Source organism: Bacillota bacterium (genome assembly GCA_013178125.1).
GTDB lineage: Bacteria > Bacillota > SHA-98 > Ch115 > JABLXJ01 > JABLXL01.
This window is the reverse complement of sequence record JABLXJ010000008.1, coordinates 98,002-114,457: the sequence shown is the minus strand read 5'-3', so window position 1 is coordinate 114,457 and position 16,456 is coordinate 98,002. Positions and strand designations below refer to the sequence as shown.

The following is a 16,456-nucleotide window of genomic DNA, read 5'->3' as shown; positions in this document are numbered from 1 at the left end:
CTTACGGTATTGCGCTCCGGGGACGGCGCGCTTGCGGCGCGCCTCCGTTGAAATTTGGCGCGAGGGCCCTGCCAAATTTCAAAGGCCCCGTCACGCAAACACCGTAAGTCCTGGAAAAGCAGCGGTAATCTTCGAAACTCGCCCTTAGGATTACAGGCGACTACTGGGGTGTTCCACACATTTTACATGTTCAATGTCTTATCCATCACATGAAGCAAGATGGATGCCAGGAGACCAGGGGAAAGCATCGTGGGCACAGGCCATATGCCTTAGGGTCAAGGCATATGGCCATAAATTAATTTTCGAGGCGCGGTCCGGGGCCGGAGCAGAGCCGCCCGGCAGGAGAGGAAACGGCAACGTCGAATTAAAAAATGAAACATGGTCTTTACAAAATGAAACGTTGGATCAAATATTGCCTCGTCAGGAGGTCGGTATTGGCTCTCGTATTTCAGAATGAAAAGCGCATCCGTAATCTATTGGTAAATTCATTGGTAATCACACAGTTACTTACATTGGTACTTAATTATTGAGGAGGGAGCCGGGCATTGGGCAAGATTCTATTTATCGCGCCGGAGGAGGAGACTGCACAGCTGGTTGGCAAACTGGAGGATTCCCTGGGCATCGACGTCGGGGTAGATATAGTGGTCGCCGTAGGGGAGGAGCGGCTCAAGCTCTTGGCCACATGCAGTGAGAGAGGGATTGAGGTTGTGGTCAGCAGGTGGGGCTACAGCCTGAGGCGCGCCCGGCAGGTTTCAGATGTCCCCCTCGTAAACGTGGAGATAACGGGTTATGATATAGCCCGCGCCCTGAATGCCGCGAGGGCGGTCAGCGACAGGGTCGGGGTCGCACACATGTCCAATGTTGTAAAGGGCGCCTCGATGCTGGCCCCTCTCCTGGGCATGAAGTTCGTGGGCGCCTATGTCCTCGATTCGGACAGGCCCAAGGCCCTTCATGACGCAATTCGACGGATGCGGGACCTTGGGGTGGAGGTTCTCCTCGGGGGCATTGCTGTCACCTCCCTTGCAGCCTCCTATGGCATTCAGGGGCTCAGGATAAAGGCTGGGGAGGAGGCGCTCGCCGCCGCCCTTCTCGAGGCCTGGCGCCTCATCCCCGTCAAGCAGCGGGAGCGGGAACGGACTGAGAACATCCGCGCGATCCTGGATTTCGCCTATGACGGGATCATCGCCCTCGATAAGAACGGGATAATCACCGTCTTCAACCCCATGGCTGAGCAGATAACTCGCCTCAAGGCATCCAATGTCATTGGCAAACCCATAGACTTCGTAATGCCGGAGTTACGCGGCACAGATATCCTAGCTCTCAAGACAGGGCCCGAGGTTGGCAAGATACGGAATATTGGCGGGGTCCAGGTCATAACTAATCGTATCCCCATCGTTCTTGACGGACGGCCTGTTGGCGCCGTGGTAAATTTTCTTGATATAGGCCGGATCCAGGGCCTCGAGGCCAAGGCGCGAAAGGCGCTGGCGACGCGGGGCCTTGTCGCCAGGGTTCATTTCTCGGATATCATCGGGTCGAGCCGTGCTATGTCGCAGCTGGTTGAAATGGCGAAGCGATACAGCCAGATGGATAGCCCCATCCTGATTTGCGGTGAAACGGGCACGGGCAAGGAGATGTTCGCCCAGGCCATCCACAACGCAAGCCCGAGGGCTAATGGCCCTTTTGTGGCGGTGAATTGCGCGGCCCTGCCTGAAAGCCTCTTGGAGAGCGAGCTCTTCGGCTATGTGGAGGGGGCGTTTACGGGCGCGCGGAAGCAGGGGAAGGCGGGGTTGTTTGAGCTGGCTCACCGGGGGACCATATTCCTTGATGAGGTCAGCGAGATGCCCCTGAGCGTGCAGGCGAGGTTCCTCAGGGTCATCCAGGAAAAGGAGGTCATACGTTTAGGGGATGATAGGGTCATACCTGTGGATATAAGGATCATCGCGGCCACGAACAAGGATCTCGAGGCCCTTGTTCAGGAAGGTAACTTCCGGAAGGACTTATACTACCGCCTTGACGTCCTCAATCTCATGCTTCCACCCCTAAGGGAACGGGGTAAGGAAGACATACGGGCATGTCTTGAATACTTCATGAGAAAGTGCGAGCTCCGGCTCGGCCACCCCCTCAAGGAATTGGATCCTGAGGATATGGAGGTCGTGTTGAATTACAGGTGGCCTGGCAATATCCGGGAGCTGGAGAATTTCGTGGAGCGTATAGGAGCCCTGGCCGACCCCGGGGACGGGAGTATGCCCCCCGGCCTCGTGAATTCCATGTTATCCAGCAAGGAATGCCCCGGGTCGCATGGGCGCCGTGAGGGGGGTGAGGAGGGCGGTTGTAGAAGCCTCCGCGAGATGGAGCTGGAGGCTATCGAGAGGGCGCTAAAGGAGTGCGGGGGGAGCAAGAGAAGGGCGGCGGCGCTTCTCGGGATCAGCCAGACCACCCTGTGGCGCAGGCTGAAAACAGCGGGGAAATCGGAGGGGGAAAATGCTTGAGATTACCGCTCGAGGTCACCGGGGAGGTGGTGAGGTGACCGGGCCCAAAATATGCCTCCGATATGCCTCACAATACGCCTCACATTTCTTCACACCGGGGAATACCTTAATAGCAGGGCAGAGGTTCAAAGAAGGAATATGGCGAAAGGGCGGGAATTCTATAGATGAACGATGCTATCTGGGCGGTGGGATACGTGACCGGGCGCAGGGGCAGGATTCTGGAGCGAAGGAAATGCATCATATGTGGTAGAATGATGGTGCGCGGGATCACCATCCTGGGTCATTTCGTGTGCAGGCGATGTGAGAGGCATATCTCGGAGGTCAGCCCCTTTGATTCTGGTTACGACTTCTACCGGGACCGGCTCAAGGTTTTCTGGAGGGCGGTCTTGAATCCGCCTGCTTATTATGATGTCGCGCCGTGAATATGTGAAAATATGTGAATATAATGGACGCACAGAGATGGGCGAGCAGTCCTGGAGGAGCGGTGATCTTTTTGTATAATTCGCAGAAGCTTACCTATTTGTCGTATTTCGCGGTAGTCACGATGGCTATAGCTTCGAACATCACACCAGCCTCGCTCGTAAGTATCGATGGCGACCTGCGGGTCGGCCTGGCAAGGCTCGGCGCCCTATTCCTGATTTATTTCCTCGGTTTTTCAGCCGTGGTGGTGTTCTCCGGGATCATGTCTGATATCCTCGGGCGCAGGGTTCTAATCCTGGGCCTTGCCATCATGGCTTGCGGCCTCCTGGGGTTCGGATTCTCACCGTCATTCGGGCTTATGCTCGTTTCGTCATTTGTCCTCGGCATGGGGTGCGGGATCACTGAAGGCACCGTCAGCGCGCTGGTAGCGGACTTGAATCCTGAGAGGAAGGGGTTCTTCCTCAACCTGTCGCAGGTCTTCTTCGGGCTTGGCGCGCTCCTCGGGCCGTTTATAGCGGGCAGCCTGGTGGCGAGCAATCTGAGCTGGCGTGTGATGTACGTAGCCACCGCGGTCCTGGCCCTTGTATGCTTCGGAACCCTCGCAAGGCAGGTGTTCCCGAGGGCTTCGGGATCTGATGAGCCTATAACCGTGGACAAGCTCCGGAAGCTGGGGGGCGACAGGCTTTTTCTCAAGCTTGCGCTCGGCATGGCGTTTTACGTTGGGTCCGAGATGGGGGTTGCAAGCTGGGTCCCGACGTATATGGCAACAAGCCTGTCCGCAGGCGCGATCCTGGCAAGCTCGGCCCTTTCCCTCTTCTGGGGGTCGATGATCATCGGGAGATTCAGTGCGGGCTTTGTGTTGCGGTACTGCTCCGAGGCGGCCCTGGTATTCTGCTGCGCAGTTGCGGGTTTTGCCCTGCTGGCCCTGGCCATCGTCGTTCGGGCGCCATGGCTTGCCCTCATAACCTTCTTTCTTGTCGGGCTCGCATATTCGCCGATCTGGCCCACCATCCTTGCATATGCCGGCGGGAGATTCGGGGCCATGACTGGCAGCGCTTTTGGGGCCCTGATCGCCGCCGGCGCGATAGGCGGCATGGTCTACCCGTGGATCATAGGGGCCCTGGCTGACCATCTCGGGTTGCGAATTGCGCTCGCTACGGCCCTCCTGCCGATTCTGGGGGTTGCTATCATTTTTGTAAATATATTTTATCAAGAGAAAGCCATAAGAATTAAAGCCTCTGCCCAGCAACTACAGGGGGGATGAACTAAGAGCCCTGGAGGTTGCCCTGGCAACATATGATTCTGCCGGGCGAGGGTTACCAGGCGAGCTGATTTGCCGGGATGTATGATGTTCCTCTGCGGACCTCTATCTACGAATGCGAACCTCATATCTACGAACCCCCACGGGCCTCCCGGCAACCTGGGAGATTTTTTTTCTAAGTGAAGCAGGAAATTCACCAGGCATGTAGAACACTTAGAAATAGAGATTATAAAAGGTCTTTGCAAAGTAATATCCCATGATCATTGCATATTCCGGCTTTTTATATGCATCAGCCCGATTCACGTGGGTTCGACGCAGAGTGGTCCCGCTCTCTTAATGTATGAAGTTGCAGGTCTTCGGGTTCGTACGGTGCCTACGCGGCTATAGCAGTGCCCTCGCGTTACTTCGTAAACGCATTTCGAATATTCCCATGTAGGTTTGAACCTGCGCGGCACCGGGCACCTAGAGCCGAAGTGCGCGGCACCAAAGCGCGAGGCACCAAAGCAGGGGAGCTCAGGACACTTAGGACACTTAAAACACCTAAAAATAGGGGAAGAAGTGCGCAGGCTTGGACGGCAAAGTCTATTCAGGTAAGAATGTTCAATCAGTCTACAGGGAAAACAGGGCGGCCGTGGTCGATATCGTGCGCCGGTACGGGCCGGTCTCGAAGCCGGATATAGCGAGGATGACGGGCCTTACGACGGTGAGCGCGACGAATATAATAAGGGACCTGGTCGCGCTGGGCTTCATAAAGGAAAAAGGCATCGGAAAGTCAACGGGTGGGCGTCGCGCGGTCCTATATGATATCAACGGTGAGGGCAAATACAGCATCTGCGTTGATATGAGCGATAAGGATATCAAGGTTGCGGTGGTGGACCTGGCGGGCCGGATAATCAGCAGCGCGAATTTTCACGTCAAGCCCGGTGAAAACACGCTGATGCTGGATTTGATCCGCGCCCTGGATACCTTCATCAAGACCCGGGTATCCATGAGGGAGCAGATCCTGGGGATCGGGGTGGCGGTGCCGGGTATATCCGATCCCGAAACGGGCACGGTACTGGTCTCCTACCCGCTCGGCTGGCGGAATGTCCCCCTCAAGACCATGCTCACCCAGGCCTTTAGCTATCCCGTCTTCATCACAAAGGAGACCGCCGCGGCCATACTTGGCGAGCACTACTTCGGCGAGAAGACGGACGTCAAAAATCTTCTATACCTCAATATATTTGACGGTATCGGCGTCGGGCTCATGGTCGACGGCAGGATTCACAGGGGGGCCGACGGGGTGGCGGGCGAGATCGGTCATACCGTGATAGATATGGATGGACCGGAATGTGAATGTGGGAACCGTGGTTGCCTGGAACGCGTCGCCTCCATGAAGGCGCTTGTGGAGTATGTAGATGGTATGTTGAATGCAGGAAGAGATAGCGTCCTCTCAACCGCGGAGCGGGACCAGGAGGGCAAGATTCCCGTGTCAGCAATCTCCCAGGCGGCGCGCCAGGGCGATGCCGTTGCCATGGAGGCTATTCAGAAGGTTGCTGGCTACCTGGCTGCCGGCATCGTGAATCTGAGCCGCATCCTGAATCCGGATGTGATATTCCTGAGCGGCAAGATAATTGAGAAGGGGCAGCCGCTTTTCGAGGAAATAGGGCGCGCCATAAACAAATTCCGGCCGATACTGGACGAGAGAGTCCCGGTGAAGATCTCGAGCCTGGGCGAGTCCGCCCGCCTCCTGGGGGCGAGCATTCCGGTTTTTGAGGCTGCATTTGAGCGGCACATCCGGCAGAGGTCCGCTGCGCAGAGGTCTGCTATCCAGGGGACTGCTACGCAGAGGACTGCTGCCAGGAAATAGTTTCAGGCTCAACGGATCGAGGACGCGGAGGTTGAGGGTTCGAATCAGAATGATCAGGATGAGGGTCTGAATCAGAATGGGAGGTTAAGGGTTGATGGGATTCCGGTACTATGATCTTCGCAGGGCCACGCAGTCAGGGGATATCGATCTCCTCTTCCCCGGCTGGGAGAGGGGCGGGGAGAGGGTGGCCATCTTCTCACCCCACGACGACGACGCTATTCTTGGGGCCGGCTACCTTATCCAGGCCGTGGCCGAAAGCGGCGGTGAGCCCTTTGTGTTCATATTCTGCAATGGCAATGGAGGCTATAGCTTCCCCGAGGACAAGGATATCATCGTCAAGAAGCGAAGGGACGAGACCAGGGCGGCCTATGCAGAGCTCGGGTTTGGCGAGGGCAACCTAATTAGATTTGATTACCCTGATTACAGCGTGCTCCCTAACATAGGGTGGATGTTGCCGTGGGGGGCTGAGGGCAGTTTTACCAAGACTATTAAGAATCTACGTAATCTTGGGATAACGAGGCTTGTTATACCAAACCGTTACCGGGAGCATATCGACCACGAGTCGGTGGGCCGCATCGGCGCATTCGATGGACCGCAGGTGGGGGATGAGATCCTGGTGGACTGGGGGAAGCCGGTGAGGATCAAGTCCTTCCTCGAATATGCCGTGTGGGGGGATTTCTCGCCCGAGGATGCACTCGTCGCTGGTAGCGATAGCTCCATCCGGGCGAACAGGGCTATAAAGGCGCCTCCATCTGCCGAGGCGAAGGTAGCTTCGGCCCTGAGCAAGTTCGAATCCCAGCAGCGGATAATCAAGGGGCTGCTCGAGGCGAGGAAGGAGCGGCAGTGCAGGGACTCGGGGGACGGGTATATCGAGCTATATATCGATTTCGACCCGAGGCCAGCCCTGGGCTACGGGCCATACCGGAGCCTGATATCGAGCATTGACGCCGGACGTTGAGTTGAAAGGAGAGATTCATCGCGGCAGGCTGGGCCAGGACAAAGGGCAATGAAACGGGCAGTGCGTAGATTCGGTAGAAGTAGATCGGTATATTAAGCAGGTAGATCAGGCAGATACGATGGGGGGATGGAGTCAATGAAAAAGGCCATCAACTACTGGTCCTTCCCGGGAGGGCTTGAAGGGAGCAAGGATATCATGAGCTGCCTGGATGAGGCCAGGGAGCTGGGGTTTGACGGCGTTGAGCTATGCTTTGCCGGGTCGGGAGCCCTCCCGGTGGATGTCCAGCCGGAGCGCTTGAAGGCCATAAGAGATCACGCGAAGTCCATTGGCATAGATATCTGCAGCGTCGCAACGGGCTTACTCTGGGAGAAGTCGCTCACAGATGACGATGAAGAGGTCCGCCGGGAGGCCATGCACATAGTCGAACGCGGCCTCGAGATTGCATCAGCCCTGGGGGCGGATGCCCTGCTGGTGTTACCAGGGGCCGTCGACGTCTTCTTCATGCCGGAAGTGAAGCCTGTGCCGTATGAGGTGGCGTATGCCAAGCTGCGCGAGGCGATGGAGAAGCTGGTGCCGGCGGCCGAAAAGGCCAGGGTCAACATCGCACTGGAGAATGTCTGGAATAGATTTCTCCTCAGCCCGCTGGAGCTCAGGGAGTTTATTGATTCCATAGGGAGCCCCTACCTGGGCGCCTACCTCGATGTGGGGAATGTAATGCTGACGGGCTACCCCGAGCAGTGGGTAAGGATCCTCGGCAAGCGCATAAAGAAGGTCCACCTCAAGGATTTTAGGAGGAGCGTCGGCACCGCGGAAGGGTTTGTCGACCTGCTGGAGGGGGATGTAAACTGGCCGGCCGTCGTCAGCGCCTTGAGGGATGTCGAATACGACGGCTACCTGATCGCCGAGATGATCCCCCATTACAGGTATTGCCCCGAGGTCCGGCTCGCAAACGCTTCGCGGGCTATGGATGCTATACTCGGGCTCTAATTAATCAACTTAATCAACGGATGTGGAGGGAGAGAGAATGGCTCTTCGAGTGGGACTTCTGGGGGCTGGCTTCATTGCAGGCGTGCACGTCGACGCTTACGCAAAGCTCCAGGGGGCCACGGTAACGGCTGTGGCCGACGTTAATACAGAGGCGGCTTCCGCCCTTGCAGGCAAGTGCGGGGGCGCGAATGTTTATTCAAACCCTGACGACCTTATTGCAGATGAATCAATTGATGTGGTTGATGTCTGCCTTCCAACCTTTTTACATGAGAAATATGTCGTGGCCGCTGCCAGGGCCGGCAAGCACATCCTCTGTGAAAAACCCATAGCACTCAACCTCGAGCAGGCTGAGAGGATGGTTGAGGCGACGGGCAAAGCAGGGGTTATGTTCATGGTGGCTCACGTGGTCCGGTTCTGGCCGGAGTACCTGGCGGCCAAGCAGGTGATAGACAGCGGCGAGCTCGGGAGGCCGGTAGAGGTCGCTGCTGCCAGGCTGAGCACAACGCCCGTCTGGTCGGCGGACAACTGGATTCTCAAGCCCGAGCTGAGTGGCGGGGCGGCGCTCGACCTCCATATTCACGACCTGGATTACGTGAACTGGGTCCTCGGCAAGCCGATGTCGGTCTTCGCGAGGGGCCTGAAATCCGAGAAGGGGGCACTTGATCATATAGTGACGATGATCTCCTATGAGGCGGGCGGGACGGCGAATGTGGAGGGCGGCTGGATGATGCCCGAGGATTTCCCCTTCACCACCATATTGAGGATAGTGTGCGAGAAAGGCTGCGTAGACTTCCAGGCCCGGGCCGGGGTGAATATAGAGGCCCGCGAGGCGGCAAAGCCGGCCCTGGCGGTGCATAAGAGGGGCGAGAAGGTCCGCTATCCCGAGGTCCCGTCGAGGGACGCTTATCTCGCTGAGATAGAGTACTTCATCAAATGCATAGAGACCAACACACCTCCGTCGATGGTCACCCCGCAGGATGCGGTCACCGCGCTGAAGGTGGCGCTCGCGGCGAGGACCTCGGTCGAGACTGGCGCGGTAGTCAACGTTTAGTCGTGGTCGAGGTTTAGCCTATGCGATCCGGTAGTCTATGTAATCCGGGTAGGTCCGTGCAGTCAACGTAGCTAATGCAGTAATGTAGCAATGCAGTTAGCGTGGCTATACCGTGGCCGATACGAGGCAGACCTGAGGGGAACACGGGGAGAGTTGATGGGGTCTCAGATAGGGGGGGGTGGTAATGAGCGGGGTGGCGACCTGATTATACGGTTGGGGGAAGCAGGCGAAGCAGTGATGACTGAGATGACTGAAGACTAGTGATAGCCGCTGATGGTCAAGGCTGATAGCTAAAAATGCATAGGAGGATGAATGTGATGATGAAGTCAAAATGGTTGGTGCTCGTGGCTGCGTTGTGTCTGGTGTTTGCGCTCGCCATAAGTGCAAGCGCCAAGACGAAGCTGCGGGTAGTCTGGATGGACTATGACGCAAGGTTCAACACAGTTTACCAGACCATGGAGCAGGATTTCGAGAAGGAGAACCCCGATATCGATGTAGAGACCATCATACTCCCGTGGAATGAGGGCCACGACCGTCTCGTGACATGGATAGCTGGTCGCCAGGCCCCGGACATAGCAAACACCGGGACCAGGTGGGTGCTGGAATTCAACGACATGGGGGTTCTGGAGCCCCTGGACAAGTGGCTATCGCCGGAGTTCATCAAGGGCTTCTACCCGGGCGCTCTCGAGGCCAGGATCAAGGGCAAGCTTTACGGGCTGCCGGTTGCGATGAGCGCCAGGACTCTCTTCTACCGCTCTGACTTGATTTCAAAGCCACCTACTACATGGAGCGAGCTTGTCAAGGTCGCGCAAGAGGTGACTTCCAAACACAAGATCTACGGGATAGGCGTGTCGGGTAAGAAGTTCGTAGAGCTCACGGAGTTCGTTTACTACCTCTATGGCAACGGTGGCTCTTTCTTTGAAATCGAACCGGATGGCAGCTATGGCAAGGCCAAATTCAATGACAAGGCTGGTGTCGAAGCCCTCCAGTTCATGGTCGACCTCGTCCACAAGTACAAGGTCACAGAGCCCAACGTTACAGAGAATGATAGGGGCTCTCTCCAGGACCTGTTTATAGCTGGCAAGCTCGCAATGGTTGAAACCGGCCCGTGGTTTGCCGCCATGCTGCAGGAGCGCGCTCCAAACCTGAAGTGGGGCGTTGCGCCCATGCCTCACAACGATGGCAAGCCTCAGAGCACTCTCATGGTGACGGATTCCATAGTGATGTTCAAGTCCTCCAAGAATAAGGAGGCGGCGGTTAAGTACCTCAATTTCATATACCAGGACAAGTATAGACTTGAGTTCAACAAGGCATTCGGCATGCTCCCGGTCAGGGCCAGCGTGGGGGCGATGAGCTACTTCCAGACGCCCTACTACAAGGTCTATATAGACCAGCTCCCGAGGGCTCAGGGATGGCCTTTGATGTCCGAATGGGCCAAGGCGGAGGATGTCCTGTGGGATGCCGTTGGCGCCGCGCTCCTGAAGATAAAGCCGCCGAAGCAGGCGCTGGATGAGGCGGCCAAGGAAATTGATGCCTACAGGAGAAAGTAGTCAATTCATGGATCGGGCCTTAGATTGGTCCATGATGATTAGTCAGTTCATAGTGGTGTTAGTTAATCCATAGAGCGTAGCGGTGGTGATTACTTCCGGGGGGATGGCGGGTTGCCGGATTGCTGGGGCTGGCAATCCGGCAACCCGCTATCCCACTGTAAGGGGTGCAAAAGTCAAGATGAACAATATGAAGATAAAATCAAAGGGACGGTCTCATTCGGAAGCGGGTATAGCGTATTTACTGATGGGACCGGCCCTGCTGGCCATGGTGGCCATAGTCTTTTACCCCGTCATCAGCACATTGCTCTCCTCGTTCTTTGAGATGAACAAGATGGGCGATTGGGTTCGATTTGTAGGGCTTGGGAATTTCTCGTCCCTATTTGCTGACAGGACATTCTGGGTCGTCCTGGCCCGGTCAGTCTTCTGGACCGTGGTAGCCGTGAGTTTGAAAACGCTGGCCGGCCTCGGGCTCGGAGTCCTCCTCAACCAGGATTACAGGGGACGCGGCATTATAAGAACGTTGATCGTCATACCATGGGCCGCGCCGGTCCCTATAGCGGCGATGATATGGATGTGGACCTTCAACAGCCAGTTCGGCCTGTTGAATCATTTTCTCAAGCAGATGGGCTTTACCCCCCATCCACCGGCCTGGCTTGCCAACCCGACCACGGCTTTTTGGGCGAATTTGACGGTTGATGTGTGGCTTGGCATACCATTTATGGCGTTGGCGTTCCTCGCCGGGCTCCAGGCGATATCACATGAATACTATGAGGCAGCTCAGATTGACGGGGCTAACTCGTTCCAGCGGTTCTCCTATATAACCCTGCCGTTTCTGAGGCCGGTTATACTGGTGGCCACCTTGCTCTCCGTAATGTGGACGTTTAATGATTTTAATGTAATATACATCATCACTAAGGGTGGGCCGATGAACACCACCGACATTCTGGTCACCTACCTATATAAGACAGCTTTCCTGTTTCTCGATTTCAGTCACGCTTCCGTCATGGCGTTTATCACTTTCATCGTTCTCCTTGTATTTAGCCTGGCGTATGCGAGGCTATATTTTAAGGAGGGATAGTCCTTGGAGCTTTCGGGTTCGATTAGGAAAAAGGTACAGGCGATTGCATTCTATGTCATTTCCACGGTGGCGTTATTTGCATTGCTATTTCCGTTCTTTGTTATGCTTTCAACCTCTCTAAAGCAGGTAGGCGAGGTATACTCGACCCCTCCAACCTGGATCCCCAAGGTTATCTACTGGAAGAACTATATCGAGATATGGCAACAGTACCCGCTGGGGCGCTACATATCCAATAGCTTTCTTATTGCGGTGACATGCACGATTCTGAACGGCGTCCTCGCCGTCCCTGCCGCCTACGCCGTATCAAGGCTGCGTTTCGCCGGCAGGAAGATGTTCATGTACATGTTCCTCGTTGTCCAGATGTTTTCCCCGGTGATAATAATCATGCCGCTGTTCAAGCTCATGGCTATATGGGGCCTCCTTGATACCTACCAGTCGCTGATCATTACCAATACGGTGTTTACGCTCTCCTTCTCCATATGGATGCTATCAAGCTATTTCAATAACGTGCCGGTTGACATCGAGCAGGCCGCTCTGATTGACGGGTGCTCGAGGGTTCAAACCATAACAAAGATCTTGATCCCCATAGCTGCACCTGGGATCGTCACCACCGCTATATATACATTCATCAGCGTATGGAATGAATTCATGTTTGCCCTGACATTCATATCGCGGGCGGAGATGAGGCCTCTAACCGTTGGTCTATACAATTTCATCAGATTATGGACGATCAATTGGCACCACCTGATGACCGGGGCGGTAATCGGGATTGTGCCTATCGTCATATTGTTTATGATGGCCGAGCGCAACCTCGTGAAGGGCCTGGCCGCGGGGGCTGTCAAATCTTGAGGCATGAACCACGGCTTGATCTATAGACTAGGAGTATATTAGAAGATGTGAGGTGATATCCTGACGTGCTCCCCGGAGATTTTCTCAGGTTTCCGGCTGAGATTGGCAAGGACCTGGGAAGGAAAGGGGCCATGGCGGAAAGGGGACTTGCCTTAATTGGCGGTTCTATCGTAAGCTAGTGTCAAAGGGACCGGGCGTTCCGGGAGTCTCCTTCCCGTACTTCAATAATGTGGAAGCCCCGGTGCCGCGTGATCTGGCGGAGGTGGCAAAGGCCCTTGAATGTACATCTACGGGGGCCGGTGTTTGGCTCTTTTTCTCGCTGGGGGCTCGGGATTCAGGACGGCGCCACAAGTTGCAAGCTCTTTTATTTTCTCTTCTTTGCGACCATGGCGCCATTCTTTCCCTATGTCAATCTCTACTTTCGCGGCATTGGCCTGTCCGGAGAGGAGATAGGCTTGATCAGCGCGATTACGCCGGCAGTCGGCCTCTTCATGCAGACCGTGTGGGGCACGCTTTCCGATGTTTTCAGAGGGCGTCGCGCGGTTTTGATGCTTACAACCCTTGCCGCATCCGTGCTGGTTCTCTTTTTCCTGACCGCGCGGGAGTTCTACTCCCTTGTATGGATGATGATCCTCTTCTCGGTGTTCACAAATCCCATAATGCCTCTAGCCGACAGCATCAGCCTTCGCTACCTGGAGGATTATTCGAACACAGGCGAGTATGGGATGCTCCGTCTCTGGGGATCAATAGGGTTCTCCCTCGTCGTTCCCCTTGCGGGCTGGTTCTTGCAGCGCACCTCTCTTGCGAACCTTTTTATCTTATACTCGGTCCTCATGTTCATGACCCACCTTGCAAGCCGCTTTATGCCGGAGACACAGAGGGATCCGGGCCAGGCCCCTCTTCCTTTTCCTTGCCTTCGTGAGGGCAATGAGAATCCTCCGCCTCATGGGCATGGATGTTGCGCCGATCGCGGCCCTGGTCGCGCCGGAATAACCCGCTTGCTTGTCAATAGGAATTTCATAGGGTTTCTCTTCGCGATTTTTATTCTGCAGGCTGCCACGATGAGCGTTGGCACGTTTTTCCCCATTCACCTGAGCCGCATGGGGGCCAGTACACTGATAATCGGCACAGCTCAGCTGATTGCAGCCTTGAGCGAGGTGCCGGCCTTCGGGCTCTCCGGCAGGGTTATAGCCAGGGCTTCCTCCAGAACCATAATCACGTGGGCGAGCGCCACTTACGCCCTGCGTTTTTTCGTATATGCTATGTCACCAACCCCGGGCCCGATCCTGCTCGTGCAGGTGGTTCAGGGTCTGGGTTTCGCGCTGTTTTACAGTGCTGCCGTCGTCTTTGTGAGTGAGGTCAGCCCGCCTGAGCTCAAGACTACAGGCCAGGCGGTATTCTGGGCTTTTTCCTTTGGAGGGGGAGCGATCGCCGGGAATCTCGGGGGTGGTTTTCTTGTTGATAGGATCGGCACAGCGAATCTTTATCTCCTTGCATCCGGCGGAGCTCTTTTATCTATAGCCCTTTTGCTCATGGCTGTTCAGCCTGATGTTAATGATGTTAATGAAGGTCCGGGAGGCGGGGTGCAGAAGACGCAAAAAAAGAAACGAAAAGAAACGACCGCCTATTGACGCGCTCGCCTAACTCTGATATAGTTAATTTGCGGTCTTTGGATTCTTGTCCGATCTCAGAACAAGAGCCAACTTGATCGACAAAAATCAAAATTAAGAAGGAGGCGATCAGGTTGGCGGACAAGATCCTGCGGTGTAAAGACTGCGGAGCTGAATTCACCTTTACTGAGAGCGAGCAACAATTTTACGCGGAAAAGGGCTTTACGAACGAGCCGGGCCGGTGCCCGGATTGCAGGAGGGCCCGTAAGCAGCAGAATCGTGGCGGGTACGGGGATAGGAACCGGGAGCGGGTTATGTATTCTGCGATCTGTGCCGAATGCGGTTGCGAGACACAGGTTCCATTCCAGCCGAGGGAAGATCGGCCTGTGTACTGCAGAGATTGCTATGCCAAGCATTCTAATTCTTATTCCCACGGTAATAGGGGAAGTTCGTCGCGATACGCGGCGCGATATTGATCCAGACCCGATCTTCAATCAGATTCCAATTAGATACAAGGTAAGGTCAGGTATGCCAGGTATTGCACCCTGTGATCGCGGATGAGGTTATCTCGAGGAAGCCAGGTAGCGGTAGCGATGCCTGGCTTTTGAGCTTTCCTGAGCCCTTCAAGACTTAGGATTTGTTGGACCGTCGGCGAGGCAAGGCAGGGGTAAGGCAAGGAGCAGGAAGGCAAAGCCTGGCCAGAAGGAAGGCGGTGTGAAAGAAGGCCAGACAGCGGGCCGCGTGAATGACCTATGACTCATCGTCAGACTTTAGTTTGCCGGGCCTCACGTCAGCGTCAGGCATCCGCTCCGCTTTTCGAGGCCATCCTGAAGCATATCCGGCTCGGTCTAACCCCCTTTCACATGCCCGGTCACAAGCAGGGCCGGGAGCCGGGTCCAGCCAGCGGGATCGATCCCGAATTCGCCGGATTCCTTGGCAGGAATGTCCTTGCCATGGATCTCACCGAGCTCCCCGGCCTCGACGACCTTCACGCACCCGAGGGGGCCATACGCATGGCCGAGGAGCTTGCCAGCGAGCTTTTCGGCGCGGATCATACATTCTTCCTTGTAAACGGCACGAGCGCTGGCATTCAGGCTGCCATAATTGCGGCGTGCGGTCCCGGCGACGGGGTGATCCTCCCCAGAGATGTCCATCGATCAGCCATCGGTGGCCTGATATTGAGTGGGGCCTCGCCCGTCTATATCCCGGCGGCAATTGACCCGGTTTTCGGCATCCCCCTGGGACCCGAGCCTGGGAGCCTTCTCGATGCCCTCAAGGCCCACCCTTCTGCGAGACTGGTGGTGCTCATGAACCCGAACTACTATGGCGTCACGCGAGATCTGAGATATTCAGTCGACCTCTGTCACCAATATGATAAAATAGTAGTGGTAGATGAGGCTCACGGGGCGCATTTTGCGTTTCATGATGCACTCCCGCCCCCGGGTCTCAGCGCGGGCGCTGATATTGTGGTCCAGAGCACGCATAAGACCCTCGGCTCGTTGACGCAGTCATCGATGCTCCACGTGAAGGGGCGGCGTGTGGATATGGCCAGGCTGCGCCAGGCGCTCCGGATTTTGCAGACTACGAGCCCGTCTTATATCTTAATGGCCTCTCTGGACGCAGCGCGCCGCCGGATGGCTGTATGCGGACGGGAGCTCGTGGACAGGGCAGTGAAGCTCGCGGAGAGGGCGCGTGGCTCGATCAGCGGGATAATTCCCGGGGGGTGTCTGGAGCTTCCGGCGCCTTCGGCCAGAGCCGGTGATCTCGCAGGGGCCGGTGACGTCGCGAGAATTGGCGACGCCTCAATGCTCCTGGATCCCACGAAGATTACAATTTCATCTCGGGAGATCGGGATGAGCGGGTATGAAGCGGGACGCCTGCTGCGAGAGGGATATGGGGTCCAGGTCGAGTTCGCTGATATATGGAATCTACTCGTCATGGTTACAATAGCCGATAGGGATGAAGATATAGATCACCTTATCGAAGCCATAAGGGGCGTAAGCGAGGCGAGGGGCACGGAGGTGCCTGGCATCGCCGGCGGCTCCAAATACCTTCAAATCCTGCAGCGCATGGGCGAGGTATTCACGACTCCGCCGCAGCGCCTCCCGCCGAGGCAGGCGTGTCTTGGCGGAACCGAGGCTGTGCCGCTGCGTGAAGCTGCCGGGCGCGTGAGCGCCGAGATTGTTGCGCCTTACCCACCCGGGATAGCGGTAATCTGCCCGGGGGAGGAGATTACGCAGGGAGTAATCGAGTTCCTCACGGTGGCCAGGGAGCTGGGGGCGAAGTTCCAGGGGCCCGAGGACCCGGATCTGGCATTCCTGCGCGTGGCAGGTAGTGGAAGCGGATAGGAGTGA

General features: G+C 56.2%; 13 protein-coding genes. All 13 read left to right on the top strand.

What is annotated here, in order from left to right:
• Nucleotides 1–545 precede the first annotated feature (545 nt).
• The 13 genes from HPY71_08755 to HPY71_08695 all read left to right on the top strand — a co-directional run bounded on the left by HPY71_08755 (nt 546) and on the right by HPY71_08695 (nt 16,450).
• Complete coding sequence (locus HPY71_08755) at nt 546–2,489, top strand: sigma 54-interacting transcriptional regulator (GenBank protein NPV53601.1); 1,944 nt, start codon at nt 546–548, stop codon at nt 2,487–2,489.
• Between the two features lie 164 nt (nt 2,490–2,653).
• A complete protein-coding gene (locus tag HPY71_08750; protein NPV53600.1) occupies nt 2,654–2,911 on the top strand; it encodes a hypothetical protein in 258 nt (85 codons plus the stop codon).
• Between the two features lie 122 nt (nt 2,912–3,033).
• A complete protein-coding gene (locus HPY71_08745) occupies nt 3,034–4,173 on the top strand; it encodes an MFS transporter (protein ID NPV53599.1) in 1,140 nt (379 codons plus the stop codon).
• 565 nt (nt 4,174–4,738) lie between these two features.
• Nucleotides 4,739–6,019, top strand: coding sequence for an ROK family protein (locus HPY71_08740; GenBank protein NPV53598.1), 1,281 nt, complete (start codon nt 4,739–4,741; stop codon nt 6,017–6,019).
• A 94-nt stretch (nt 6,020–6,113) separates the two neighbouring features.
• The gene (locus HPY71_08735) at nt 6,114–6,977 is read left to right on the top strand and encodes a PIG-L family deacetylase (protein ID NPV53597.1); all 864 of its coding nucleotides are present in this window, start codon (nt 6,114–6,116) and stop codon (nt 6,975–6,977) included.
• A gap of 135 nt (nt 6,978–7,112) precedes the next feature.
• Nucleotides 7,113–7,964: a sugar phosphate isomerase/epimerase gene (locus HPY71_08730; protein ID NPV53596.1), complete on the top strand. Its 852-nt coding sequence runs from the start codon at nt 7,113–7,115 to the stop codon at nt 7,962–7,964.
• A gap of 37 nt (nt 7,965–8,001) precedes the next feature.
• Nucleotides 8,002–9,015, top strand: coding sequence for a Gfo/Idh/MocA family oxidoreductase (locus tag HPY71_08725; protein ID NPV53595.1), 1,014 nt, complete (start codon nt 8,002–8,004; stop codon nt 9,013–9,015).
• A gap of 317 nt (nt 9,016–9,332) precedes the next feature.
• Entirely contained in the window at nt 9,333–10,565 is a 1,233-nt protein-coding gene (locus tag HPY71_08720; protein NPV53594.1) for a sugar ABC transporter substrate-binding protein, read from the top strand.
• A 178-nt stretch (nt 10,566–10,743) separates the two neighbouring features.
• Nucleotides 10,744–11,643: a sugar ABC transporter permease gene (locus tag HPY71_08715; GenBank protein ID NPV53593.1), complete on the top strand. Its 900-nt coding sequence runs from the start codon at nt 10,744–10,746 to the stop codon at nt 11,641–11,643.
• A 102-nt stretch (nt 11,644–11,745) separates the two neighbouring features.
• Nucleotides 11,746–12,492, top strand: coding sequence for a carbohydrate ABC transporter permease (locus tag HPY71_08710; GenBank protein ID NPV53592.1), 747 nt, complete (start codon nt 11,746–11,748; stop codon nt 12,490–12,492).
• 275 nt (nt 12,493–12,767) lie between these two features.
• Nucleotides 12,768–14,123, top strand: coding sequence for an MFS transporter (locus HPY71_08705; protein NPV53591.1), 1,356 nt, complete (start codon nt 12,768–12,770; stop codon nt 14,121–14,123).
• Nucleotides 14,124–14,236: 113 nt separating this feature from the next.
• On the top strand, nt 14,237–14,578 hold the full coding sequence (locus HPY71_08700; GenBank protein NPV53590.1) for a zinc-binding protein: 342 nt from the start codon (nt 14,237–14,239) through the stop codon (nt 14,576–14,578).
• A gap of 276 nt (nt 14,579–14,854) precedes the next feature.
• Entirely contained in the window at nt 14,855–16,450 is a 1,596-nt protein-coding gene (locus HPY71_08695) for an aminotransferase class I/II-fold pyridoxal phosphate-dependent enzyme (GenBank protein ID NPV53589.1), read from the top strand.
• Nucleotides 16,451–16,456 lie beyond the last annotated feature (6 nt).

Coding starts and splice junctions, on each gene's coding strand:
- HPY71_08750 (NPV53600.1), top strand. CDS start 2,654: ATGAACGATGCTATCTGGGCGGTGGGATACGTGACCGGGCGCAGGGGC.
- HPY71_08745 (NPV53599.1), top strand. CDS start 3,034: ATGGCTATAGCTTCGAACATCACACCAGCCTCGCTCGTAAGTATCGAT.
- HPY71_08735 (NPV53597.1), top strand. CDS start 6,114: ATGGGATTCCGGTACTATGATCTTCGCAGGGCCACGCAGTCAGGGGAT.
- HPY71_08730 (NPV53596.1), top strand. CDS start 7,113: ATGAAAAAGGCCATCAACTACTGGTCCTTCCCGGGAGGGCTTGAAGGG.
- HPY71_08725 (NPV53595.1), top strand. CDS start 8,002: ATGGCTCTTCGAGTGGGACTTCTGGGGGCTGGCTTCATTGCAGGCGTG.
- HPY71_08720 (NPV53594.1), top strand. CDS start 9,333: ATGATGAAGTCAAAATGGTTGGTGCTCGTGGCTGCGTTGTGTCTGGTG.
- HPY71_08715 (NPV53593.1), top strand. CDS start 10,744: ATGAACAATATGAAGATAAAATCAAAGGGACGGTCTCATTCGGAAGCG.
- HPY71_08710 (NPV53592.1), top strand. CDS start 11,746: ATGCTTTCAACCTCTCTAAAGCAGGTAGGCGAGGTATACTCGACCCCT.
- HPY71_08695 (NPV53589.1), top strand. CDS start 14,855: ATGACTCATCGTCAGACTTTAGTTTGCCGGGCCTCACGTCAGCGTCAG.